The sequence below is a fragment of the Billgrantia sp. NRB1 genome, assembly GCF_056921725.1.
Window position 1 is genome coordinate 996,306 of sequence record NZ_CM167783.1, and the last position, 23,285, is coordinate 1,019,590.

General features: G+C 67.0%; 20 protein-coding genes. 10 read left to right on the forward strand and 10 right to left on the reverse strand.

Annotated elements, in window-relative coordinates; all coding sequences use genetic code 11:
• Positions 1-57: 57 nt before the first annotated feature.
• From ACZIYR_RS04545 to ACZIYR_RS04580, 8 genes are all read right to left on the reverse strand, one after another.
• A complete protein-coding gene (locus ACZIYR_RS04545; RefSeq protein ID WP_483528362.1) occupies positions 58-1,365 on the reverse strand; it encodes a TRAP transporter large permease in 1,308 nt (435 codons plus the stop codon).
• Positions 1,362-1,988, reverse strand: coding sequence for a TRAP transporter small permease (locus tag ACZIYR_RS04550; RefSeq protein ID WP_483528363.1), 627 nt, complete (start codon positions 1,986-1,988; stop codon positions 1,362-1,364). Before ACZIYR_RS04550 ends, ACZIYR_RS04545 begins: the two co-directional genes overlap by 4 nt.
• A 190-nt stretch (positions 1,989-2,178) precedes the next feature.
• Positions 2,179-3,120: a TRAP transporter substrate-binding protein gene (locus ACZIYR_RS04555; RefSeq protein WP_483528364.1), complete on the reverse strand. Its 942-nt coding sequence runs from the start codon at positions 3,118-3,120 to the stop codon at positions 2,179-2,181.
• A 144-nt stretch (positions 3,121-3,264) separates the two neighbouring features.
• Entirely contained in the window at positions 3,265-4,338 is a 1,074-nt protein-coding gene (locus tag ACZIYR_RS04560) for a LacI family DNA-binding transcriptional regulator (protein WP_483528365.1), read from the reverse strand.
• A gap of 97 nt (positions 4,339-4,435) precedes the next feature.
• Entirely contained in the window at positions 4,436-5,425 is a 990-nt protein-coding gene (locus tag ACZIYR_RS04565; RefSeq protein WP_483528366.1) for a 2-hydroxyacid dehydrogenase, read from the reverse strand.
• 10 nt (positions 5,426-5,435) lie between these two features.
• On the reverse strand, positions 5,436-6,410 hold the full coding sequence (locus ACZIYR_RS04570) for a sugar kinase (protein ID WP_483528367.1): 975 nt from the start codon (positions 6,408-6,410) through the stop codon (positions 5,436-5,438).
• The gene (locus tag ACZIYR_RS04575) at positions 6,407-7,384 is read right to left on the reverse strand and encodes a LacI family DNA-binding transcriptional regulator (RefSeq protein WP_473032598.1); all 978 of its coding nucleotides are present in this window, start codon (positions 7,382-7,384) and stop codon (positions 6,407-6,409) included. The genes ACZIYR_RS04570 and ACZIYR_RS04575 overlap by 4 nt, the downstream gene beginning before the upstream one ends.
• Before the next feature lie 175 nt (positions 7,385-7,559).
• Positions 7,560-8,516, reverse strand: a complete 957-nt coding sequence (locus ACZIYR_RS04580) for a DNA-binding protein (protein ID WP_483528368.1) — start codon at positions 8,514-8,516, stop codon at positions 7,560-7,562.
• 208 nt (positions 8,517-8,724) lie between these two features.
• Here ACZIYR_RS04580 and ACZIYR_RS04585 point away from each other — a divergent pair, with 208 nt between their 5' ends.
• Both ACZIYR_RS04585 and ACZIYR_RS04590 read left to right on the forward strand, forming a co-directional pair.
• Positions 8,725-9,294 carry an NnrU family protein gene (locus ACZIYR_RS04585; RefSeq protein ID WP_473032600.1) on the forward strand — a complete coding sequence of 190 codons (570 nt, stop codon included), beginning with the start codon at positions 8,725-8,727 and terminating at the stop codon, positions 9,292-9,294.
• 174 nt (positions 9,295-9,468) lie between these two features.
• Positions 9,469-10,557 carry an NAD(P)-dependent alcohol dehydrogenase gene (locus tag ACZIYR_RS04590; protein ID WP_483528369.1) on the forward strand — a complete coding sequence of 363 codons (1,089 nt, stop codon included), beginning with the start codon at positions 9,469-9,471 and terminating at the stop codon, positions 10,555-10,557.
• Here the strand turns inward: ACZIYR_RS04590 and ACZIYR_RS04595 are convergent.
• Positions 10,554-11,450, reverse strand: a complete 897-nt coding sequence (locus tag ACZIYR_RS04595; RefSeq protein WP_483528370.1) for a LysR family transcriptional regulator — start codon at positions 11,448-11,450, stop codon at positions 10,554-10,556. The genes ACZIYR_RS04590 and ACZIYR_RS04595 overlap by 4 nt on opposite strands.
• Positions 11,451-11,592: 142 nt before the next feature.
• On the opposite strand from ACZIYR_RS04595, the gene ACZIYR_RS04600 reads away from it, so the two are divergent.
• The 4 genes from ACZIYR_RS04600 to ACZIYR_RS04615 all read left to right on the forward strand — a co-directional run bounded on the left by ACZIYR_RS04600 (position 11,593) and on the right by ACZIYR_RS04615 (position 17,391).
• On the forward strand, positions 11,593-13,104 hold the full coding sequence (locus ACZIYR_RS04600; protein WP_473032603.1) for a CoA-acylating methylmalonate-semialdehyde dehydrogenase: 1,512 nt from the start codon (positions 11,593-11,595) through the stop codon (positions 13,102-13,104).
• A 263-nt stretch (positions 13,105-13,367) separates the two neighbouring features.
• Complete coding sequence (locus ACZIYR_RS04605) at positions 13,368-15,017, forward strand: GMC family oxidoreductase (RefSeq protein WP_483528371.1); 1,650 nt, start codon at positions 13,368-13,370, stop codon at positions 15,015-15,017.
• A 199-nt stretch (positions 15,018-15,216) separates the two neighbouring features.
• Positions 15,217-15,423 (forward strand): cold-shock protein, encoded by a 207-nt coding sequence (locus tag ACZIYR_RS04610; protein WP_238978801.1) that lies wholly within the window; start codon positions 15,217-15,219, stop codon positions 15,421-15,423.
• A 198-nt stretch (positions 15,424-15,621) separates the two neighbouring features.
• A complete protein-coding gene (locus ACZIYR_RS04615) occupies positions 15,622-17,391 on the forward strand; it encodes an SLC13 family permease (protein ID WP_483529045.1) in 1,770 nt (589 codons plus the stop codon).
• Positions 17,392-17,955: 564 nt separating this feature from the next.
• Here ACZIYR_RS04615 and ACZIYR_RS04620 read toward each other — a convergent pair.
• Positions 17,956-18,984, reverse strand: coding sequence for an IS110 family RNA-guided transposase (locus ACZIYR_RS04620; RefSeq protein ID WP_483526849.1), 1,029 nt, complete (start codon positions 18,982-18,984; stop codon positions 17,956-17,958).
• A 243-nt stretch (positions 18,985-19,227) separates the two neighbouring features.
• Here ACZIYR_RS04620 and ACZIYR_RS04625 point away from each other — a divergent pair, with 243 nt between their 5' ends.
• The 4 genes from ACZIYR_RS04625 (at position 19,228) to ACZIYR_RS04640 (ending at position 23,272) form a co-directional block, all read left to right on the forward strand.
• On the forward strand, positions 19,228-19,896 hold the full coding sequence (locus ACZIYR_RS04625; RefSeq protein WP_483528372.1) for an alpha/beta hydrolase: 669 nt from the start codon (positions 19,228-19,230) through the stop codon (positions 19,894-19,896).
• Positions 19,897-20,056: 160 nt separating this feature from the next.
• Positions 20,057-21,259, forward strand: a complete 1,203-nt coding sequence (gene trpB / locus ACZIYR_RS04630) for a tryptophan synthase subunit beta (RefSeq protein WP_483528373.1) — start codon at positions 20,057-20,059, stop codon at positions 21,257-21,259.
• 160 nt (positions 21,260-21,419) lie between these two features.
• On the forward strand, positions 21,420-22,952 hold the full coding sequence (locus tag ACZIYR_RS04635) for a sensor domain-containing diguanylate cyclase (protein ID WP_483528374.1): 1,533 nt from the start codon (positions 21,420-21,422) through the stop codon (positions 22,950-22,952).
• A 95-nt stretch (positions 22,953-23,047) separates the two neighbouring features.
• The gene (locus ACZIYR_RS04640; RefSeq protein ID WP_473032609.1) at positions 23,048-23,272 is read left to right on the forward strand and encodes a hypothetical protein; all 225 of its coding nucleotides are present in this window, start codon (positions 23,048-23,050) and stop codon (positions 23,270-23,272) included.
• The last annotated feature ends 13 nt before the right edge of the window (positions 23,273-23,285 follow it).

The following is a 23,285-nucleotide window of genomic DNA, read 5'->3' on the forward strand; positions in this document are numbered from 1 at the left end:
GAAGGGACACCGGTCCAGCCTGGCATGGGCCGGTGTCAGGGGTATGACGTCCTTGGCTCAGACAAAGTCCGGTACCAGGAAGCGCGGAATGGCCAGGATCAACTGGGGATAGACGATCAGCAGCAGGATGACCCCCAGCATGATCAGCAGGTAGAGCAGGGTGGTGCCCAGCGCCTTGAGCAAGGGGATGCCGCCGATCTTGGCCGATATCATCAGGCAGAGCCCATAGGGAGGCGTGATCAGCCCCAGCCCCAGCGCCATGACGCCGATGACCCCGAAGTGCACCGGGTGAATGCCGGCCTGCATGGCCAGCGGCTGGAAGATGGGCGCCATGATCGCCATGGCCGGCAGCGAATCCATGAAGGTACCGATGATCAGCATTACCACGGTCATGATCAGCAGTAGCACGATGGGGTCGGTGATATTGACCCCGGCCATGAGTTTAGGCGGAATCTGATAGAAGCTGATCAGATAGCCGAAGATTGCCGCCCCCACCAGGCTGAACAGCGACAGTGAGCAGAGCCGCACGGTAGCCGTGGAAGCCTCCAGCACGTCGCGAAACCGCAGTTCGCGATACACGATGAAGCCCAGCGCAAGCGCATAGAGTACCGCGATCATCGCCGCTTCGGTGGGGGTGACGATGCCCAGGGTAATGCCGCCGATGATCACCACCGGGATGCCCGCCGCCATCAGGCCGTCTTTGCCGGAGTGCGCGAGTTCCTTGAAGGTGGCGCGCCTGCGTACCGGCACGCTGTAGCGGCGTACGAAAAGCATATTCAGGCTCAGCATCGCCACGCCGATCATGACGCCTGGCAGGATGCCGCCGAGGAACAGGCCGGCAATGGAGGTATTGGTCAGGGCGCCCCAGACGATCATGTTGATCGAAGGAGGGATGATGATCCCCATCACCGAGGAGGCGGCGGTCACCGCCACGGCAAAGTTTGTTGGATAGCCTTCGCGCTTCATGGCCGGAATCAGCACCGTGCCAACCCCGGCGCTGTCGGCCGTGGAGGACCCGGAGACGCCCGCGAACAGCATGCTGACCAGCACGTTGACGTGTGCCAGGGCGCCCTTGAGGTGGCCCACCATCAGCATGCACAGGGTGATCAGTCGGTCGGTGATGCGCGCGGCATTCATCAGGTTGCCCGCCAGCAGGAACAGCGGCACGGCGAGCAGCACGAAGGAGTCCATGCCGTTGTACATTCGTTGGAACATCACCCAGGCGGTCAGCCGTGGGTCAAGCAGGATCATGCTGAAGGCGGTGAGGATCAGCGCCATGGCGATGGGAACCCCCACGACGATCAGCACCCCGAGGAGGCCAAACAGCAGCCAGGGCAGCAGGAACATCCAGTCCGTTGGCATCATGAGCGGGTGCCCCCGTTGTCGTTCGAGGAGTGATCGCTGTCCAGGCGCCTGTCGAGGCCTTCGAGCGGTGTTTGGTCGGGCTCATCGACGTCGAGCGTGTCGATCTCGTTGGGGGTGTTGAGGGCAGTCTCCATGTCGTCCATGCCGTATAGCGCAGCGTGCAGCAGGCGCTGGACGCTGAATAGCAGGATGAACACGCCGCTGACCATGAAGGTGGAGTAGACGTAGACCATCGAGAGGCCGGAGGCGGTGGCGCTGCGCCGCAGGCCCGACTGGGCAAAGTCCTTGCCATAGATGACGAAGATCAGGCCTATTGCCAGGCAGGCGAGGTCGCGGATCACCCGAGTGACGAGGTCGGCGCGCGAGCCGCGCGGGAAGGCCTCGAGCACGAAATGATCGGCGTGCAGTACGCCAACGGCGGCACCCAGCATGACCATCCACTGGAAGGTGAAGCGACTGAACTCCTCTGTCCAATACAGGCGCGGCATAAACGGCAGGTTGCGACTGACCACCTGATAGATGATCAGCAGGATGAAGCCGAGCACCAGCGCTAGCAGCACCACGTGCAGCAGACGCTCCAGGGCTCGGTTGAGGCTTGCCAGGCCATTGAGCAGTCGGGACATGGCATGACCTTGTGATCGTGTGTAATGAAGGAAGGGCTTTGCTGATGGCCCCGGCCCGAAGCGGGCCGGGGCTTGGGCATTGTCTGAAAACGGGCGGCGTTCGCCGATGGTTCGGGCAGAACCTGGGCGACTGTCGGAGGTAGCGCTGATCCACTGCGAAATCGGTCACATCCAACAGGCGCCTAGGGCCTTATTCGGCGTTGACGATCATCTGGTGGAGCTCGGTGAGGCCCATGTCGCTGATGACGCCCTCCAGCGGCCCGGCGACCCTCTCCATCATGGTCTCGCGGTCCATCTCATGGAGCGTGGCACCCTCATCGACCAGCAGGTCCAGGGCCTCGGCGTCCTGGGTGAGCTGGACCTCTCGGGCATAGTCGGCCGACTCGGCTGCCGCCGCCATAATCTGCTCGCGCTGGGTATCGTCCAGGCGGTCCCAGGTGGCCTGGGAGAGGGTCAGCAGGCGAACGGTAATGTCGTGTTCGGAGAGCCCGATATGCGGGGCAACCTCGTGGAAGCGCATGCGATGGATCCACTCGGCCTCGTTGAGCAGCCCATCGATGGCCCCCAGCTGCAGGCCTGTATAGATTTCGCTCCACTCCATGACCGTCGGGTCGGCGCCCAGGGCCTCCCAGGCAGTGATCAGCGGCCGCGTGGGGTTGGTGCGAATCTGCAGCCCTGACAGATCGTCGAGGCTCTCTAGCGGCTGACTGCTGACGATCTGGCGCTTGCCGCCCCCATAGAAGGCGAGTACCCGGACATCGGTCTCGGCAGTGATCTGGTCGGCAATGGCACGTCCCACCTCGCCGTCGAGTACCGTCTGCCAGTGGGCCTCGTCGCGGTACAGGAAGGGGATCGAGAAGACGTTGGCGGAGGGTGAGAAGTCGGTGATCAGTCCCGGATTGATGATCGAGATGTCCAGCGCGCCGGCCATCTGCTGCTCGAACATTTCGGTTTCGTGGCCCAGCACGCTATTGCCGAGGATGGTGACGTCGATGTTGCCGTCGCTCTTCTCGGCCAACAGCGCCTTGAAGCGCTCTGCGCCCAGATGGTAGGCCGTGTCTTCGGTCCCCCCGTGGCCGAAGCGTAGCTCCAAAGCCTGGGCGGTGCCGGCCATGCCCAGAGAGGCGGTCATGACAGCGCCCGCCAGCAGGCCGCGGGCCAAGGGACGAAGAGGGTGGCGGAGTGAAGCGATCCGTTCATGAGTCATAGTACACCTATTGTTGTTGGCACCCTGCGCAAAACCAGGGTGGCTGGCGTCGATGTGGCAAGGGCCACATCAGAGTGTCGGTGCGAGCCGCGAGGACGCCGTCAGGCTGGCACCGCATGAGTCGCGCATCTTGAGCTGGGGCGACAGCACGACCTGTTCCCGTGCCCCGTCGGGATGAGCGATACGCCGCAAGGCAAGCCTCGCCGCTTCCTCGCCGATGGCGTAGGGATGGGTGGCAACGCTGGTCAGTGCCGGGTCGCTGAGGGCGGCTTCTTCGACGTCATCCGTGCCGATGACCGCGCAGTCGCGGCCCGGCACGAGCCCCATGCGCTTGAGCCCCAGCATGGCCCCGAAGGCGACCAGGTCGTTGTGGCAGACAACGGCGCTGGGGGGAGGTGACTCCGCCATCAGCTGCTGGATCAGCTCGAAACCCTGGCGGCGTGTCACCTTGGCGCGCAGCAGGCGCTGGTAGTCCAGGTCATGACGCTGCAGGGCGTCGCGATAACCCTGCCAGCGTTCTTGGGTGGCCGAGTGCTCGATATGGCCGCCGAGATAGGCGATCCGCCGGTGGCCCAGCGCCACCAGGTGGTCCATGGCCAGGCAGACCGCGTGCTGGAAATCGGTGCCGGCATAGTCGAAGGGGGGCGTTCCGATATGGCGAAGTAACTGAATGCAGGGCATTCGCCACTCGGTCAGCGTCTCGACCAGCGTGGGCGAGGTGCCTTCCGCGGGGCATAGCAGGATGCCGTCGACCCGGTGTTCCCGCATGCGTTCCAGAAAGCGCTGCTGACGCTCCGGGGAGTCCTCGCTATTGGCGAGGAAGGCGACATAGCCTTGGCGATTGAGTGCCGCATCGATGCCCGCCACCATGGCCCCGAAGAAAGGGTTGGTGATGTCGTAGACCACCACCCCCAGTGTCGCGGTACGGCTACCGCGCAGCGCTGCCGCCCCGCGGTTATAGACATAGCCAAGCGCCTTGATGGAACGCTGCACCTTGCTTCGGGTTTGTTCGGCAACCAAGGGGCTCTCGCGCAGCACCAGCGACACGGTGGCGCGTGATACGCCGGCATGCTCGGCGATGTCCTGCAGCGTGACGCTGCCGGATTCACGCTGTCTGCGGCGGGGCGCTGGGTCGCGGGCCATGGGCGGGCTCCTTGTCGGGGCGGCATTGTTTTTAGACTGGTCTAAAAGTTAGAGGCTGCTACGTCACCTTGCCAATAGCCTTTCGTCTAAGGTGGTGTCATTCGTCCTGGGTCGGCCACCAGGCCTCTGCGTTGACTGGGCTGATGGGGCGCTTGCCCTGGAGCGCTAGGCAGAGGTTGTCCACGGCACGCTGGGCCATGGCGGTGCGCGTCTCATGGGTGGCCGAGCCGATGTGCGGCAGCGCCACCACGTTGGGCATATGCGGTAGCGGCGACTCCGGCGACAGCGGCTCCTGCTCGAAGACGTCGAGGCCGGCGGCGCGGATTCGCCCCATCTCCAGGGCCTCGATCAGCGCCGCCTCGTGGACCACCTTGCCCCGGGCGATATTGATGAAGATCGCCGAGGGCTTCATGCGGGCGAACTCGTGCTCGCCGATCAGATGCTCGGTCTCGGCGGTGAGTGGGACGGTGACGCAGATGAAGTCTGCCGTGGCCAGCAGGTCGTCGAGCTCGCAGTGCACGGCGCCCAGCTCCGCTTCCAGGTCCGGCTTGGGCGAGGCGTTGGCATAGCGCACCTTCATGCCGAAGCCGAGGGCCCCGCGGCGGGCCACGGCGGCGCCGATGCGCCCGAACCCCACCATGCCCAGGGTCTTGCCGTGCACGTCGCTGCCGAAGTGCTCGGGGCCGATACTCGCCTGCCAGTCGCCACGCCGGACGAAGTCGGCAAGCTCGACGACGCGCCTGGCGGTGGCCATGATCAGCGCGAAGCCGGTGTCGGCGGTGGTTTCGGTGAGTACGTCGGGGGTGTTGCAGAGCAGGATGCCGCGGCGGGTCAGCTCGTCCACCGGATAGTTGTCGACGCCCACCGAGATGCTGGCGATTACCTCCAGGTTCGGCGCCGCATCGAGCCTTTCCGGGGTGATGGCAAGACTCGAGCCGATCAGGGCGTGGGCGTCTTTCAGGGCGGCTTGGAAAGCGGGGTCCTCGGTCGTATCGAGTCCCCTGAAGACTTGCACCTCGAAGTCGCGGGAAAGCTCGGCGAGCTGGTCGTCGTTGAGGCGGCCATAGGCCAGGATACGCTTGCGCATGGGAATCTCCTCAGTCCAGGTTGGCTTCCAGTTCGTTCAGCCGCGGGCGAAGGGGCAGGCCCTCCATATCGCCCACCACCTGGACGGCCAGTGAGCCGACCAGGTTGCCGCGGCGCACCGCCTCGCGGGGGGGGCGGCCATCGAGCAGGGCGCTCACCACCCCTACGGCGAAGCCGTCGCCAGCGCCCACCGTGTCGACCACCTCGGCCACTGTGAAGCCCGGCACGGTGATGCTCTCCTCCTTGCCGGCGAGGTTGCCGCGATAGTAGCTGCCCTCAGGGCCGAGCTTGATGATCACCGCCGACGCGCCCTGCTCGAGGTAGAAATCGGCGATCGCCTCGGGGGTATCGCGTCCGGTGAGCAGGCGGCCCTCGGCCAGTCCCGGGAGCACCCAGTCGCAGTGGCCGGCCAGGTCGTTGAGGGTATCGCGCATCTCGGCCTCGCTCTTCCACAGGCTGGGGCGCAGGTTGGGGTCGAAGGAGATGCTGGCCCCGGCGCTGCGTGCCTGTTCCAGCATCTGCCGAGAGAGCTCCCGGGCGCTGGGGGAGAGCGCCGGCGGGATCCCGGTGGCGTGCAGATGGCGCAGGGCCGAAAAGTCGACATCCGCGGCATCGGCCGGTGCCAGATGGCTGGCCGCACTGCCGCGGCGGAAGTATTCGACCCGGGGGTCGGCTCCGCCTTCGGCGCGCTCCTTGAAGACCAGGCCGGTGGGATGGTCCGGGTCCACCTTCAGGTGCCGGCAGTCCAGCCCCTCGGCTTCCAGGGTGCGGCGAATGAAGGTGCCGAAACTGTCCTGGCCGACCCGGCTCAACCAGCCGACCCGGAACCCCAGGCGCGCCAGGCCGATGGCCACGTTGGTATCGGCCCCGGCGATTCGGCGCTGGAAGTGCTCGACCTCGGCCAGCTCGCCGCTGGACTGGGCGACGAACATCGTCATGGGCTCGCCGAAGGTGAGAATCTCGGGGGGTGTTGGCGTGTCGCTCATGTTGGCTCCTGGGACGGAGAGTGGGTAGGGAGGCGCGTGGATCCTCGGGAAATCAGCTCTGCCTGATAGAGGGTACGACGCGGTGGTGCCTGCCGCTGATCGGTCTCCAGGCGTTGAAGCAGATTCTCGACGGCGGCGCGGCCGATGGCCTCGGTGGGCTGGGCCAGGGTGGTGACGCCGGGCTCCACCAGGCCGCACCAGTCGAGCTCGTCGATGCCCAGCAGACCCGTTTCGCCCAGGCGCACGGAGAGAGCCCTCAGGGCCCGGGCGGCGGCCAGGGTGGCGTTGCCGTTGGCGCACAGCAGCGCCCGCGGGACGCTCTCCGGTTGCTTCAGAAAATTGCCGATGGCCTCGTCCAGTGACGCCTCCTCGGCGCTCAGGCAGTGCGTGATCCCCTGCAGGCCTCGGGCGGTGAGGCCTCGCTGGAAGCGCACCAGACGAGCCCGGCGCGAGCTGGCGTGCTCGGGAGCCTGGCCGATATAGAGCAGCTCGCGGTAGCCCTGGGCCTGGAGGTGGTCGAGGGCCATGTCGATGGCGCGTTCGTTGTCGAGCCCCACCAGGTCGGCCGCAACGGCCCCCAGCTCGCGGTCGAGCAGCACCAGTGGCGTGCCCTGGTCGATCAGCGCCTGCAGCTCTCGGTCGGGGCTGCCGGCGGCGTTGATCACCAGCCCTTCGACCCGATACGAGGTCATCAGCGCCAGGTGTGTGCGCTCCTGAGCGGCATCGTTGTCGGTGTTGCATACCAGCAGCGAATAGCCCCGCTCGCGACAGGCCTGCTCGACGCCGTGCATCACCGCCACCGAGAAGGGGTTGCGGATGTCGGCCACCAGCATGCCGATCAGCTTCGAGCGGCCGCCCTTGAGGCCACGGGCTATCTGGTTGGGGCGATAGCCGAGCCGCCGGGCGGCAGTGGCGATGCGCTCTCGTAGCGCCGGTGAGAGCCGCTCGCGTTCGTTGCCGAAGTAGCGCGACACGCTGGTCTTGGAGACGCCGGCATCGCGGGCGACTTCGTGAATGGTGGAACGGCGCGGGGGGAAGGGGCCATCGCGGGTCCTACACTATGGGAACGTTACCATAGTAGGTCGCCGATGGCGCGACGACAAGCCGCCGGCGGCCGGGGAGCGGTACGAGGGAAGCGGAGTGGGGCGCTCAGCTCTCTTGGCGGGGAGCGCCGGTCTGCTTGCCAGCCAGCGGCTGCTGGCGTTGCTGGACCTGCAGCGCATCCAGGCGCGACTTGAGCGCGGACAGGGTGGCCTCCAGGGCCTCGGCACGGATTTCGGCCTTGGAGGCGCGCTGGGTCGCCTTCTGCGCCTGATCCATGGCCTCCTTGCGGGCACGCTCGACGTCTTCCAGGCGCGACTTCTGCCCGGCGCGCATGTTTTCGATCTCCTTGCGATGCCGGGTCTGCTCGGCCTGCAGCGCCTGGCGGTGCTGCTCCACCTGCCGGGCCCGGTCGTGGGCCTGCTCGAGGGCGGCATCGCGCTGTGCTTCCGCCACCGCCTGATGGCGCTCGGCCTTGGTCAGGGCCGTCTGGGCGGTCTGGGTGGCTCGCTCGGCCACCAGTCGGGCCTGTCGGGCCTCCTCCAGCTGGGCGGTGAGCATCTCGACCTGCTGCTGTGCCTTGACGCCCTGCTCGCGGGCCTTCTGATGGGACTGACGCTCCTGCTTGAGCTCGCCGCGCAGATCGTCGCGCTCGGCCTTGAGCGCATCGCGCTCGGTCGCCGCTTGCTCCAGGGCCTGTTCGGAGGTGGTGAGGCGCTTGGCCAGCTGCTCGACGCGGGTCTCCAGTTCTTCGCCTAGCTCCGCCAGGGTGGTGGCGTCGCTGCGGGCTTCCTGAATCGCCTGGTCGGCTTCGCCATGGGCGGCCAGCGTCTGGCGCTGGAGCTCTTCGGTCAGCGCCGTCACCAGGGCGTCGGGCAGCGTGGGGGCGGGGCGCTTGGCCGGGGGCTGCTTGCCGCGCCAGGCGGCGAGATGGCGCTGAATGGCATTTGGCGAACCGCCGCCGAGGTGTTCGCCGATGCGCTGCAGGGTGAGGGAAATGCCCTTGGCCGTCAGGTTCTCGGCGGCGGCGGCCACCTGTTCGTAGGTGATCTCGATGCGCTGCATGGTGTCCCTGTGTCCTGCGGCTGAAGGGGGAAGAACAGCACCGGTGCGCGGTGCGCCGGCCGGGCTGGCTCGCCTGGGTGGCGGCCCCATTGTCGAGTCTCGCCGGCCGGGTGGCAACCGTGATAAGGGTGCACAGGTCTTGGTGTGGAGCCCCGGGGTGGTTAAGCTGCTGCCTGTCCTGGAAACCACCCGCAGAGGAAGCCCGACCATGACCGTGATGATCCTAGGCCTGCTGATCTTTCTTGGTGTGCACTCGGTGCGCATCGTTGCCGACGACTGGCGCACCGAGCAGATTCGCCGCATGGGCGAGTTGCCGTGGAAGGCGGCGTATTCCGTCGCCTCGATCGTCGGCCTGGCCATTGCCATCTGGGGCTATGGCCAGATGCGTCTCGACCCTACCTGGGTCTGGTTTCCGCCGGTGGGGCTGCGTCACGCCGTGGCGCTGCTGATGATCCCCGCGTTCATCCTGCTGGTGGCGGCCTATGTGCCCGGCAACCACCTCAAGGTCAAGCTGGGCCACCCGATGATCATCGCCGTTAAGCTCTGGGCGTTTTCCCACCTGCTTGCCAACGGTCGACTGGGCGATATCGTCTTCTTCGGCGCCTTCCTGGCGTGGGCCGTGTTCGACTTCCGCTCCGCTCGTCGTCGCCCCCAGCAGCCGACGGTGACCGAGCCGCGCCTGGCCGGAACCGCCATCACCGTGGTCGCGGGGCTGGTGCTCTACTATCTCTTCGCCTTCCATCTGCATGTGTGGATCACCGGGGTGCCGGTGATGTGAGGCAAGGCCTCGCTGCTACGCCATGATAGAGACGCCATGACCAGACCGCGCCGGCTGCCACCGGCGCGGTCTTGTTTCGAGAGTTGACTTGCGTCAAGGCAGGCTCCGGGCGGCTGTGCCAAACCTGATGTGTGCCCACCTCCGGGCCCTCAGCGTCGCCACAGGGGAGCCGCCATGCCTGCCATGATGAAAGCCGCCATCTTCGTTGAGCCGGGTCGTATCGAGATCGACGACAAGCCGATTCCCGAGATCGGCCCCAACGACGCCCTGATTCGCGTCACCACCACGACTATCTGCGGTACCGACGTGCATATCCTCAAGGGCGAGTATCCGGTCGAGCGGGGGCTCACCATCGGCCACGAGCCGGTGGGCGTCATCGAGAAGCTGGGTGCCAACGTTCAGGGATACCGGGAAGGGCAGCGGGTCATCGCCGGCGCCATCTGCCCGAGCTTCACCTCCTACGCCTGTCAGGACGGCTGCAGCGCCCAGGACGGTGGCCATCATGCCCACGGCTACAAGCCCATGGGCGGCTGGCGCTTCGGCAACACCATCGACGGCGCCCAGGCGGAGTACCTGCGGGTTCCGGATGCCCAGGCCAACTTGGCGCCGGTGCCGGACGGACTCACCGACGAGCAGGTGTTGATGTGCCCCGACATCATGTCCACCGGTTTTGCCGGCGCCGAGTCGGCGGGCATCAAGATCGGCGACAGCGTGGCGGTCTTCGCCCAGGGGCCGATCGGCCTGTGCGCCACCGCCGGGGCCAGGCTGCGCGGGGCGGGGCTGATCATCGCCGTGGACGGCATCGACGAGCGGCTCGAGATGGCCAGCCAGATGGGCGCCGATATCACCCTCGACTACCGCAAGGTGGATGTGGTGGAGGAGATCCTGCGGCTGACCGGCGGCCGCGGCGTCGACGCCTCCATCGAGGCGCTGGGCCTGCAGTCCACCTTCGAGAACGCCCTGCGGGTGCTCAAGCCCGGCGGCACCCTGTCGAGCCTGGGGGTCTACTCCGAGGATCTCAGCATACCGCTGGGTGCCTTCTGTGCCGGCTTGGGCGATCACAGGATCATCACCTCACTCTGCCCGGGCGGCAAGGAGCGCATGCGTCGCCTGATGCAGGTGATCGAGACCCAGCGCCTGGATCTTGGCCCCCTGGTGACGCACCGCTATGGGCTCGAAGAGATCGTCGAGGCCTACGACCTCTTCTCCCACCAGCGTGACGGGGTGCTCAAGGTGGCCATCGAGGCGTCGGCACGCGGCTAGCCGTGGCCCCAAACGCTGGCCAGTACCTCTAGGGCGGTGGTGATCACCGCCTCATCGCTGCGATTTTGCTGCCATACGAAGCAGAGCGCGCAGGGTAGCCGCAGTCCCTCGGCTACCACCAGGCCGCGCTCCTGGCGCTCGGCCATGGCCAGGGCGTCGCGGGCCAGGCTGAGCCCCACGCCGGCCCGTACCAGGTCGAGCATGCAGGCTTCCTGGTCCACCTGGGCGACGCCGTTGACGGTGACGCCAAGCGGGTCGAGCACGCCATGCAGCAGCCGGTGGTGGACCGAGGCCGCAGGCGTGACGATCCAGGGCAGGGCGGCCAGCTGGGGCCAGCCGGTATCAGCCAGGCGGCCGCCCCAGCCGGCCGGGGCGATGACGTGATAGTGAAACTGCGTCAGCTCGCGGTAGGCGATATCCGCCAGACCCGGCCCCTCGCCTGGCGGAGCCAGAAAGAACCCCACGTCGAGCTCCCCCCGGCGCACCCACTCCAGCACCGTGCCGCTCATGCCGTGGGTGAGTTCGGTCTCGAGCTGCGGGGCGCGCTCCACCAGGCGATGCAGAAAGGCGCCCAGGCGAATGAACTCGGGGTCGACGATGGTGCCGATCTTGAGGCGGCCGCGCAGGGTGCTGTGCAGCGCCCGGGCGCTCTGCTCGAAGGCGGCCACGGCGGCCAGCGCCTTCTCGGCGGCGGACAGCAGGGCTCGACCATCCTCGGTCAGTGCGAGCCCCTTGGGGCGGCGCTGAAACAGGGTAAGACCCAGGCTCGCCTGGAACTGCTTGAGCTTCAGACTCACCGCCGGCTGGGTCAGGTGCAGCCGTTCGGCGGCCCGGGACACGCTGCCCTCCCGGGCCACGGTGACAAAGGCGCGCAGCGCTTGAAGATCCTGCATAGGGCGCTCGTGGGTAAGTGATATAAGCAGAGTTTATATATGGGTTTTGCATTTCTCAATTGATCCTGGCGCCGGTCAGGCTAGGCTGGAAAGCCACTGGCGGCATTAGCGCCGCTGAAACGATCACGGCAGCGAGGCACTCATGAGCGCAAGACAGATCCCGCATTATATCAATGGGCAAATATCCGAAGGCGAGTCCGGCCTGAGCCAGGAGGTCTTCAACCCGGCCACCGGCCAGGTGACCGGCCGGGTCGCCCTGGCCTCCGGGGCCGATGTGGACACGGCTGTGGCGGCGGCCTCCGCCGCCTTCCCGGCCTGGGCCGACACCCCGCCGATCCGCCGCGCTCGGGTGATGTTCAAGTTCCTGGAGCTGCTCAACGCCCACCGGGATGAGCTGGCCGAGGCGATCACCAAGGAGCATGGCAAGGTGTTCACCGACGCCCAGGGGGAAGTGGCCCGCGGTATCGATATCGTCGAGTTCGCCTGCGGCATTCCCCAGCTGCTCAAGGGCGACTACACCGAGCAGGTCAGCACCGGCATCGACAACTGGACGATGCGCCAGCCGCTGGGCGTGGTGGCCGGCATCACCCCCTTCAACTTCCCGGCCATGGTGCCGATGTGGATGTTCCCCATCGCCATCGCCGCGGGGAACAGCTTCATCCTCAAGCCGAGCCCGCTGGATCCCAGCGCCTCCCTGCTGATCGCCGACCTGCTCAAGCGGGCCGGACTGCCCGACGGTGTCTTCAACGTGGTGCAAGGCGACAAGGAGAGCGTCGAGGCGCTGATCGACCATCCCGAGGTGCAAGCGCTATCGTTTGTCGGCTCCACGCCCATCGCCAACCTGATCTACGAGCGCGGCGCCCGTCACGGCAAGCGCGTCCAGGCCCTCGGCGGGGCTAAGAACCATATGGTGGTGATGCCCGATGCCGACCTGGACAAGGCCGTCGATGCGCTGGTCGGCGCCGCCTACGGCTCCGCCGGCGAGCGCTGCATGGCGATCAGCGTGGCGGTGCTGGTGGGCGACGTGGCCGATAAGATCGTGCCACGCCTGGCCGAGCGGGCCCGCGCCCTGAAGGTCAAGAACGGCATGGAGCTCGACGCCGAGATGGGCCCCATCGTCACCGCCCAGGCCCATCAGCGCATCACCGGCTATATCGACAAAGGCGTGGCCGAGGGCGCCGAGCTGGTGGTGGACGGCCGGCACTTCGATGCGGCGAGCGCCGGCGAGGGCTGCGCCGAGGGCTTCTGGATGGGCGGCTCGCTGTTCGACCGCGTCACCCCGGAGATGACCATCTACAAGGAGGAGATCTTCGGTCCGGTGCTCGCCTGCGTGCGGGTGCCCGATATCGCCACGGCCATCCAGCTGATCAACGACCACGAGTTCGGCAACGGCGTGAGCTGCTTCACCGAGAGCGGCAGCGTGGCTCGCGAGTTCGGCCGCCGCATCCAGGTGGGCATGGTGGGCATCAACGTGCCGATCCCGGTGCCCATGGCCTGGCACGGCTTCGGCGGCTGGAAGCGCTCGATGTTCGGTGACACCCACGCCTACGGCGAGGAGGGGGTGCGCTTCTACACCAAGCAAAAGTCGATCATGCAGCGCTGGTCCGACTCGATCAACGCCGGCGCCGAGTTTGCCATGCCGACGCATAAGTAATGGAGCATGGCGCATCGACTTGCAGGCGGGGCCGTTGTGGGAAGCCGGCTCTGAGTTTCGTGGGAGGCCGGCTCTGCCGGGCGAAGGCGCCGCAGGCGCCCCGGCGGTGTTGGTGAGGTTGGCATCTTCCGCCAGGAGTCCTTCGGCCTCCATTCGCCGGGCAAAGCCCAGCTCCCACAATAAGTTCTCAGCCTCAACCAGGGCTCATGCCAGTTTGCGCAAGAAGCAGTATGAGCCACCATTTGCCGCAGTGAGAACACACCATGGCAGAGCAGGAATTCGACTATATCATCGTGGGGGCCGGCACCGCCGGCTGCCTGCTGGCCAACCGCCTCAGCGCCGATCCGGCCAACCGGGTGCTGCTGATCGAGGCGGGCGGCCGCGACAACTACCACTGGATCCACATCCCGGTGGGCTACCTCTACTGCATCGACAACCCCCGCACCGACTGGCGCTTTCGCACCGAGCCCGACCCCGGCCTCAACGGTCGCTCGCTTATCTACCCGCGGGGCAAGACCCTGGGCGGCTGCTCGAGCATCAACGGCATGCTCTATATCCGCGGCCAGGCCCGCGACTACGACGGCTGGGCCGAACTCACCGGCGATGACGCCTGGCGCTGGGAGAACTGCCTGCCGGACTTCATGAAACACGAAGACCACTATCGCCTGGATGCGGGAGGTGATGCCGATGCCCCCCACCGTGACTTCCATGGCCGTGGCGGTGAGTGGCGGGTCGAGAAGCAGCGCCTCAAATGGCAGGTGCTCGACGATTTCGCCACCGCCGCCGTGGAGGCCGGCATTCCGCGTACCCGCGACTTCAACCGCGGCGACAACGAGGGGGTCGACTACTTCGAGGTCAACCAGCGCAGCGGCTGGCGCTGGAATGCGGCCAAGGCCTTCCTGCGCCCGACGTGCGAGAAGCGCGGCAACTTCACCCTGTGGCACTCCAGCCAGGTACTGGGGCTCGACTTTGACAGGGCGGATGGCGAACCGCGCTGCACCGGCGTGCGCGTGGACCATGGCGGCGAGGAGGTCCTGGTGCGCGCCGGGCGCGAGGTGATCCTGGCTGCCGGGGCGATCGGCTCGCCCCAGCTGCTGCAGCTCTCGGGCATCGGCCCGGCCGACCTGCTCGCCGAGCACGAGATTCCGCTGGTGGCCGAGCTGCCCGGCGTGGGAGAGAACCTCCAGGACCACCTGCAGATCCGCTCGGTCTATCGCGTCACCGGGGCCAAGACCCTCAACACCATGGCCAACTCCCTGGTGGGCAAGGCCAAGATCGGCCTGGAGTATGCGCTCAAGCGCTCCGGCCCGATGAGCATGGCGCCTTCACAGCTGTGCGCCTTCACCCGCAGCAGTGAGGAGATGGCGCACCCCAACATCGAGTACCATGTCCAGCCGCTGAGCCTGCCCGCCTTCGGCCAGCCCCTGGACACCTTCCCGGCGATCACCGCGAGCGTGTGCAACCTCAATCCCACCAGCCGTGGCACGGTGCGCATCACCAGCCGCGACCCGCGCCAGGCGCCGGCCATCGCCCCCAACTACCTGAGCACCCCGGAGGATCGCCAGGTGGCGGCGGACTCCCTGCGGGTCACCCGACGCATCGCCGAGCAGCCGGCCTTTGCCAAGTATCGCCCCGAGGAGGTCAAGCCGGGGCTGGAGTACCAGAGCGACGACGACCTGGCCCGCCTGGCCGGCGATATCGGCACCACCATCTTCCACCCGGTGGGGACGGCCAAGATGGGGCGCGACGACGACCCCATGGCGGTGGTGGATGCGCGTCTGCGGGTGCGCGGGGTCCAGGGCCTGCGGGTGGTGGATGCCAGCGTGATGCCGACCATCACCAGCGGCAACACCAATTCCCCGACCCTGATGATCGCCGAGAAGGCGGCCGGGTGGCTGCTGGCCGGGGAGTAACTTTCTTGTCACAGGGTGCAAATAGTGTTTGACCTGCGCCCGAGAAGGGCGCAAGCTGTGCGCAGTTGGTTAGCAAGTGGAACATCGCAAGTGGTCATCGAAGGCTCATGGCGTCGATTTCCCGGTGAAAGTTTCTTGTTTTACCCACTGCAACTCGGGTATTTCCCGGCAAATCAAACGCTATTCGAGGAATTCGATAATGGCTACCGGTACTGTCAAGTGGTTCAACGACACTAAAGGCTTCGGCTTCATCTCTCCGGACGACAGCGGCGACGACCTGTTCGCGCACTTCTCCGAGATTCAGGCTGACGGCTTCAAGTCCCTCCAGGACGGTCAGAAGGTCTCCTTCGACGTCACTCAGGGCAAGAAAGGCCTCCAGGCTTCCAACATCAAGGTCATCGGCTGATTCGTCACCGATCTTGATGGGCGCCACCCCCGGGTGACGCAACGCAGGGCCCGCGAAAGCGGGCCCTGCGCGTTTGTGCTGGGCTAGTGCTTATATATTATGAAATCGAATACATAAATTTCCACAAATAACTTTAAGGAATAAAGGGCGGCGTTCACAATGGCCGGGTGACTTTGCCTGGTGATGGACTCCCCCCCTATGCCCCTGGATGCCTGGATCTCGCTTGCTGTCGTCAGCGCCGTCTTCCCGCTGATGGCGTTCACGCGCATCGGTCCCGACATGGTGCTGCTCGGCGCGCTGATCCTGCTGCTCACCCTGGGGGTGATCGATACCGGCCAGGCGCTGGGCGGCTTCTCCAACAGCGGCCTGTTCACCGTGGCCTTCCTCTATGTGCTGGTGGCCAGCATCCGCGAGACCGGCGGCATCGACCTGATCATCCGCTATGGGCTGGGTCGTCCCCGCAGCGAGGGCCGGGCGCTGGCGCGCCTGCTGCTCCCGGTGGCCTCGCTCAGCGGCTTCCTCAATAATACGCCGGTGGTGGCCACCTATATCCCGGCGGTGCTGAGCTGGAGCCGTCGCCTGACCATCCCCGCCCATCGGCTGCTGATGCCGCTGAGCTTCGCCTCCATCCTCGGCGGCACCATCACGCTGTTCGGTACCAGCACCAACTTGGTGGTGCACGGCCTGCTGATCGAGCGCTACCCGGATCTCGCCATGGGGCTGTTCGATATCGCCTGGGTCGGCGTGCCGGTAGCCGTCGTTGGGCTCGCCTACCTGATGCTGGTGGGGCGCTGGCTGCTTCCCGAGCGCCGCGGCGCCCAGGCGGCCTTCGAGAACCCCCGTGAGTTCACTATCGAGATGGAGGTCGACCCCGAGGGGCCGCTGGTCGACAAGAGCGTGGAGGAGGCCGGGTTGCGCCATCTGCAGGAGCTCTTTCTGGTGGAGATCGAGCGCGACGGCAACGTGGTCAGCGTGGTGGGACCGGGAGAGCGGCTCAAGGGGGGCGACCGGCTGGTGTTCGCCGGCACCTCGGCGGCGGCGGTGGAGCTGCAGCAGATTCGTGGCCTGATCCCCTCGCGTCACGGCGAATCGAGCCTGGAGAAGGATTTCAAGGAGCGTCGCCTGGTGGAGGCGGTGGTTTCCGACCAGTGCCAGTTCGTCGGCCGGCGCATTCGCGACGGCCACTTCCGCACCCTCTACGGTGCCGCCGTGCTGGCGGTATGCCGCGGCGGCGAGCGGGTGCTCGGCAACCTGGGGCAGGTGCGCCTGCAGCCGGCCGACGTGCTGCTGCTCGAGGCGCGCCCGCCCTTCATCGAGCGTCACCGCCAGTCCCGCGACTTCCTGCTGATCAGCCAGGTCAACGGCGCCGCCCGCCCAGTGCACGAGAAGGCCTGGCTGGCCTGGAGCATCCTGCTGGGCGTGGTGGCACTGGCCAGCCTCGGCGTGATGAGCATGATGAACGCCGCCATGCTGGGCGCCGCCCTGGCCATGCTCACCGGCTGCTGCACGGTGGGAGCGGCCAAGCGTGGCATGGATACTCAGGTGCTGCTGACCATCGCCGCCTCCTTCGGCCTGGGGGCGGCACTGGAGAGCTCCGGCGCTGCCGGCACTCTGGCCGGCCTGGCTCTGGGCCTGGCCGACGGCAACCCCTGGCTGCTGCTGGTTGGCACCTATGCGCTGGTGGCCCTGCTCACCGAGCTGGTGACCAACAACGCCGCCGCGGTGATCATCTTCCCCATCGTCATGGCCAGCGCCGAGAGCCTGGGGGTGAGCCCCATGCCCTTCGTGGTGGCGGTGATGTTCGCCGCCTCGGCCAGCTTTCTCACCCCGATCGGCTATCAGACCAACCTGATGGTCTACGGCCCCGGCGGCTACCGTTTCGGCGACTACCTGCGGGTGGGCGGGCTGCTCAACCTGCTGGTCGCTGCGGTGGCGCTGACGCTGATCCCCCGAATCTGGCCCTTCTAGTACTGTAGGAGCGCCGGTCCCCGTCGCGACTGGCACCGATAGGCGCCTTGGCGGAGGCTGCCGGCGTTGGCGCTGACCGCCAGCGCAGGCAACACCGCCGGGAGGCTGCGCCTCCAGTCGCGAGCTGAAGCTGCTACATTAGAGGTGGCCGCCTGTAGGAGCGCCGGTCCCCGTCGCGACTGGCGCCGATAGGCGCCCTGGCGGAGGCTGCCGGCGTTGGCGCTGACCGCCAGCGCAGGCAACACCGCCGGGAGGCTGCGCCTCCAGTCGCCGAAGCGTCGGACCGGAGCTGAAGCTGCTTATATGGACCCGTCCCGTTGTGCAAGCCCGACACGTATCGGCGGGGGTGAGACTGCACGCTTATATCCGGCCTGTCAGTGGCACTTCGTCGGTACCTGGCCATGATGGGATGCGCGCTCTCCGATCTGATCTCCTACTCGGCCTCACGAGTGGCCATACAGCTTCACAGAGTGGCGGAGAGCCGGTCTGACCTGTCCTGCCATCTACGTACGTACCTGCGCAACCTCCGGGGAAATCTGAGTTATTTCATGCCATCTTCGTGCTTCACGGCATGGCTGTGTAGCGCGTGTCACGCGCCATCACCGCCCAGCAGATCCTGCCGAGCTTGTTCGCCAGGGCGACAGTGGCCTTGGCAGCGCCGCGTCGCGCGGCCAAGGAGCATGCCCAACGTGCCAACCGATCCGGCTGTTGCTGGCGCTGAAAGGCACGCAAGGCCGCTCGGGCACCATGCACGAGCTGTCGACGCACCTCGCCGTTGCCCCGCCTGGAGATGCCCATCAATCGCTCCTTGCCGCCACTCGAGTGCTGGCGGGGCACCAAGCCAATCGAGGCGCTGAAGGCGCGGCCATTGGCAAACCGTTTCGGATCGCCGATATGGCTGACCAGCAAGGTGGCATTGACCGGCCCGATGCCGGGCACGCTCATCAAGCGCTGACAAACCGGCGTCGTCTTGGCCAGCCGTGCCAGGCGCTGATCATAGGCACGGATGCGGGCATCCAGCGCCAGCCACTGGTCCAGGACATCATCCAGTACCACGAAGAGGTCGTCGCCCAGCTGGACTCGATGCTCGGCGAGCAAGCGCCTGACCTCCCCCTGGCGAAACACCGAGTGCCCCTTGGCCACGATGATCCCCATTTCGGCGAGCAAGCCATGCAGCTCATTGCCCAGCGCCGTGCGGCTGGCGATGGCCCGTGAGCGCACGCGATGCATGGCTTGCAGCGCCTGCTGTTCCAGTGTCTTGGGCGCCACCCGTGGCGTGGCATCCCGGGCCGCTGCCTCGGCAATCGCGCGGGCATCCCGGGCATCGCTCTTGTGCCCGAGGACGAAGGGCTTCACGTACTGGGGCGGAATCAACTGGACCTCATGCCCCAGCGCCTGGATCTCCCTGGCCCAGTAATGGGCCCCACCGCAGGCCTCCATGGCGACAACGCAGCGAGGCAGTTGGGCTAGCGTGGTGGGAAATGCCGAGCGTGACACCGTTTTGCTGAACACCTGCCGCCCTTTGGAATCGACGGCGTGAAGTTGAAAGACATGCTTGGCGAGATCGATCCCGACGATGCTAATGTGATTCATGGATGGACCCTCTCTTCGAGATGCCGCGTGGTGCCCCGTGCACCCAAGATGGCGTTGCAAACTCATCTTGGCACAGGGAGGGACGGGTCCATCCCATTTCCTACATTAGAGGTGGCCGCCTGTAGGAGCGCCGGTCCCCGTCGCGACTGGCGCCGATAGGCGCCCTGGCGGAGGTCGCCGCCGCCTGGCGTTTGCGGTAGGGTGACGGCTTTCCACCGACAGCACGACGAGGGACGCAACACCATGAGCCAGCCCGGCGAACTGATCATCGAACCGAGAAGCGGCCGACCCGCCGATGCCTGCGTGTTCATCCTCCACGGCCTCGGGGCCGACGGCAGCGACTTCGAGCCCTTGGTGCCGGCCCTGCCGCTGCCCACCGACGACGCGGTGCGTTTCATCCTGCCCCATGCGCCGCGTCTGCCGGTGACCATCAACGGCGGCATGGTGATGCCCGCCTGGTACGATATTCTCGAGATGAACCTCGACCGGCGCGTCGACGAGCCGCAGCTCATGGCCTCGGCGGAGCGCATCCAGGCCCTGATGGCCGAGCAGATCGAGCAGGGCATCGACAGCCGGCGCATTATCCTCGCCGGCTTCTCCCAGGGCGGCGCCGTGGCCTATCAGGCGGCGCTCTCCTTCGACCGGCCCCTGGGCGGCCTGCTGGCCATGTCCACCTACTTCGCCACCGCCGACAGCATCGAACTGGCCGAGGCCAACCGCGGCCTGCCCATCGAGGTGCATCACGGCAGCTTCGACCCGGTGGTGCCCGAGGCGCTGGGCAAGGCCGGCTTCGAGAAGGTGCTGTCGCTGGGTTACCCGGCCCACTATCGCCAGTACCCCATGGCCCATGCGGTCTGTCCCCAGCAGGTCGGCGATATCGGCAAGTGGCTCTCCGAGCGCCTGGCGCGCTGATCCGCCGGCCCGGCGCGCGGTCCGCCTTGCCCGCTTGACCCGGCGCAAGGTTGGGCGCTTTCCCGTGTCCCGAGCCGCTCTCCGGCCAAGGTCTGTCTCGACAGCGCCGAACCGGCTCGGCAAGATGTTCCGACGTTATCCACTGCGTCAGGAACGCCCCATGAGCCCTTCTCCCTATACCGACCTGCCCGATGCCCGGGGCTACTTCGGCCGCTTCGGCGGCCAGCACATTCCGCCCGAGCTCAAGCGGGTGATGGACGAGATCGACGCCGCCTACGAGGAGATCCGCCTCCGCGAGGATTTCCAGCAGGAGCTGACCAGCCTCTTCGCCGACTACGTGGGCCGCCCCAGCCCGATCTTCCACGCCCGGCGGCTCTCCGAGAAGCTGGGCGGCGCCCAGATTCATCTCAAGCGCGAGGATCTCAATCACACCGGCGCCCACAAGATCAACCACTGCCTGGGCGAGGCGCTGCTGGCCAAGTTCATGGGCAAGACCAAGGTGATCGCCGAGACCGGCGCCGGCCAGCACGGCGTGGCGCTGGCCACCGCCTGCGCCCTGGTGGGCATCCCCTGCGAGATCCACATGGGCCAGGTGGACATCGAGAAGGAGCATCCCAACGTCACCAAGATGAAGATCCTCGGCTGCAAGCTGGTGGCGGTGACCCGCGGCACGGCCACCCTCAAGGACGCCGTGGACAGCGCCTTCGAGGAGTACCTCAAGGACCCGCAGAACTTCATCTACGCCATCGGCTCGGTGGTGGGCCCGCATCCCTTCCCCAAGATGGTGCGCGATTTTCAGTCGATCATCGGCCAGGAGGCCCGCGAGCAGTTCCTGGCACGCCACGGCAAGCTGCCCGAGCACGTCACCGCCTGCGTGGGTGGCGGCTCGAATGCCATCGGCATGTTCACCGCCTTCCTCGAGGACGACGCGGTGCATCTGGTCGGGGTGGAACCCGCCGGCGAGGGCCTCGATACCCCGCGCCACTCCGCCACCCTGACGCTGGGCAAGCCCGGCGAGATCCACGGCATGGCCTGCTACGTGCTGGAGGACGAGGCCGGCAATCCCATGCCGGTGCACTCCATCGCCTCGGGGCTCGACTACCCCGGCGTGGGGCCCCAGCACAGCTACCTCAAGGAGCTGGGCCGGGTCGACTACGAGACCGCCAGCGACGCCGAGTGCCTCGACGCCTTTCTCACCCTCTCGCGGGTCGAGGGCATCATCCCGGCCCTGGAGAGCGCTCACGCCGTGGCCTGGGCGATGCGCGTGGCACCGACCCTGCCCGCCGACCAGCATATCCTGGTCAATCTCTCCGGCCGCGGCGACAAGGATGCCGACTACGTCGCCGAGAAACTCGGTCTATGAGCTGAGTGGGAGCCAATTGTCGCCTCGGAGCGTTGTCTGAACCGTTACCCAAAAACCCGGTGCCGCCTTCAAAATTGCATTAGGGTTAGGGTAAGCGCCACGCGGCGGGGAGGGGCCCTGCCTTGTGGCCCCGGCTGGGCAATCGCCAAGGTGGCAAGGTGTGACCACGGTTCCGACACAGAATGCGCCGACGGATCGGCGCAGAAGGCTCGCTCGCCGCTGGATCATGATCATCGTCGCCGGCACCCTGCCGGTGGGGGTGGCGGTCGGGCTGCTGAAACTGGCCGTGGGCCTGGGGCCCGCCCTGGGCCTGGCGGGCGTGACCCTGGCCGGGTTGGCGGCAGCGGGCTTCGGTCTGGAGCGGCGCGACCTGGGAGAGCAGGCGCATGACCAGGCGTTCGCGCGACAGCTGCTGATCCACTACCCCGGGGCGGTGCTGCTGCTGGACGGCGACGGCGTGGTTCGGCAGACCTGCCCGCAGCTCGAGGAGCAGACCGGGCTTCAGCCCGAATCGCTGTTGGGCCGGCGCCTGGTTAGCCTCGATGTCGACCCGCTCGAGGGTACCCTCAGGCGCGCCCTGGATGCCTGCCTGGCAAGCGGCGAGCCCTGGCAGGGCGTGGTGCGCTGCAACGTCGGCGCCGATGGTCACACCAGCACCTACCAGGACGCCGTGCTGCAGCCGCTGAGCGCCTCCCACGGCGGCCGCGCCCGGGTGCTGGTGCTGCTGCGCGATATCACCCAGGCGTGGCAATCGCGGCTGGCCGACCAGAGCGAGCTGGCCCAGCTGCGCCATCTGCTCGGCCAGGTGCCGGTGGCGGTCTACCAGTCCTGCCGCGACCCCCGTGGCCGGCTCGCCTTCTTTCATATCAGCGAGGGCATTCGTCACCTCTGCGGACTGTCGCCCCAGGCGGTGCTGGACGACCCCGAGCGCCTGCTCGGGCGGGTGCATCCCGATGACCAGGCGACCGTCGAGGCCTCCGTCGCCCGGTCGGCGGTGGGGTTGACCCGCTGGCATCTGGAATTCCGCCTGGTGAACCTCGACGGCAGCGAGCGCTGGGTCGAGGGGCTGGCGATGCCCGAGCGCCAGGCGGGCGGCTATACCCTCTGGCACGGCGTGCTGTTCGATGCCACCCAGCGCAAGGCCAGCGAGGAGCGGCTCGGTCGCCTGGCCTACACTGACCCGCTCACCGGGCTGTTCAACCGCCGCGCCTTCTTCGAACGCGGCGCCGCCGTGCATGCCCAGGCGCGGCGTCAGCGGCGCACGCTGCCGGTGGCGATGCTCGACCTGGACCACTTCAAGCAACTCAACGACCGATTCGGCCACGCCGCTGGGGACCGGGCCCTACAGGCCTTTGCCGAGGCCTGCCGCGACTGCCTGCGCCCCTACGACCTGCTGGGGCGCCTGGGGGGAGAGGAGTTCGCGGTGCTGCTGGTGGACACCGAGCTGGATGACGCCTGGCTGATCCTGGACCGACTGCGCGAGGCGGTAGCGGCCCTCGAGCTCGATCTGGCGGGCGCTGCCGTCCGCTTTTCGGTGAGCATCGGCCTGGCCTTCCTGCCGCCCGACGGCAGCCTGGAGGGGACCCTGTCGGCCGCCGATCGGGCGCTCTACCGCGCCAAGCAGGGCGGCCGCAATCGCATCGCCAGGGAGGGGGAGCGACCAGCCGACGCCTCGACCACCCCGCCACGTTGATCGCTCGGGGTGGCCCCTCGGGGTTGAGTCGGGCAGGATGAGTCCCAAGGTATCAAGATGATAGCCAACCCTTACCGGACGAGGAGCGCATCGCCATGCCTGACCTTAACGAAGAGATTCGTCTGCCGGTCGCCTGCCCACAGTGCGGCAGCCATCTGTTTCGCGTCTCCCGGACGCATAACGTCGACGATCCGGTGCGCTGCGCTTCCTGCAAGCACGACTTCTGCCGCTACCATGACGCCTTGACCTTCCTGCGGCTCGGCCCAGGGAGCGAAAGCGAAGCGCTGCTCGAGACCGTCGTCAATCGCCCTGCCCGCTAGGCGCCGAGCCATC

Bases quoted from the DNA above. Each gene is read 5' to 3' on its own strand.
- ACZIYR_RS04615 (WP_483529045.1), top strand. From the start codon at position 15,622: ATGCCCCTGGATGCCTGGATCTCGCTTGCTGTCGTCAGCGCCGTCTTC.
- ACZIYR_RS04585 (WP_473032600.1), top strand. From the start codon at position 8,725: ATGACCGTGATGATCCTAGGCCTGCTGATCTTTCTTGGTGTGCACTCG.
- ACZIYR_RS04555 (WP_483528364.1), bottom strand. From the start codon at position 3,120: ATGACCGCCTCTCTGGGCATGGCCGGCACCGCCCAGGCTTTGGAGCTA.
- ACZIYR_RS04560 (WP_483528365.1), bottom strand. From the start codon at position 4,338: ATGGCCCGCGACCCAGCGCCCCGCCGCAGACAGCGTGAATCCGGCAGC.
- ACZIYR_RS04580 (WP_483528368.1), bottom strand. From the start codon at position 8,516: ATGCAGCGCATCGAGATCACCTACGAACAGGTGGCCGCCGCCGCCGAG.
- ACZIYR_RS04625 (WP_483528372.1), top strand. From the start codon at position 19,228: ATGAGCCAGCCCGGCGAACTGATCATCGAACCGAGAAGCGGCCGACCC.
- trpB (WP_483528373.1), top strand. From the start codon at position 20,057: ATGAGCCCTTCTCCCTATACCGACCTGCCCGATGCCCGGGGCTACTTC.
- ACZIYR_RS04620 (WP_483526849.1), bottom strand. From the start codon at position 18,984: ATGAATCACATTAGCATCGTCGGGATCGATCTCGCCAAGCATGTCTTT.
- ACZIYR_RS04570 (WP_483528367.1), bottom strand. From the start codon at position 6,410: ATGAGCGACACGCCAACACCCCCCGAGATTCTCACCTTCGGCGAGCCC.
- ACZIYR_RS04600 (WP_473032603.1), top strand. From the start codon at position 11,593: ATGAGCGCAAGACAGATCCCGCATTATATCAATGGGCAAATATCCGAA.
- ACZIYR_RS04565 (WP_483528366.1), bottom strand. From the start codon at position 5,425: ATGCGCAAGCGTATCCTGGCCTATGGCCGCCTCAACGACGACCAGCTC.
- ACZIYR_RS04640 (WP_473032609.1), top strand. From the start codon at position 23,048: ATGCCTGACCTTAACGAAGAGATTCGTCTGCCGGTCGCCTGCCCACAG.
- ACZIYR_RS04550 (WP_483528363.1), bottom strand. From the start codon at position 1,988: ATGTCCCGACTGCTCAATGGCCTGGCAAGCCTCAACCGAGCCCTGGAG.
- ACZIYR_RS04605 (WP_483528371.1), top strand. From the start codon at position 13,368: ATGGCAGAGCAGGAATTCGACTATATCATCGTGGGGGCCGGCACCGCC.
- ACZIYR_RS04595 (WP_483528370.1), bottom strand. From the start codon at position 11,450: ATGCAGGATCTTCAAGCGCTGCGCGCCTTTGTCACCGTGGCCCGGGAG.
- ACZIYR_RS04545 (WP_483528362.1), bottom strand. From the start codon at position 1,365: ATGATGCCAACGGACTGGATGTTCCTGCTGCCCTGGCTGCTGTTTGGC.
- ACZIYR_RS04590 (WP_483528369.1), top strand. From the start codon at position 9,469: ATGCCTGCCATGATGAAAGCCGCCATCTTCGTTGAGCCGGGTCGTATC.
- ACZIYR_RS04610 (WP_238978801.1), top strand. From the start codon at position 15,217: ATGGCTACCGGTACTGTCAAGTGGTTCAACGACACTAAAGGCTTCGGC.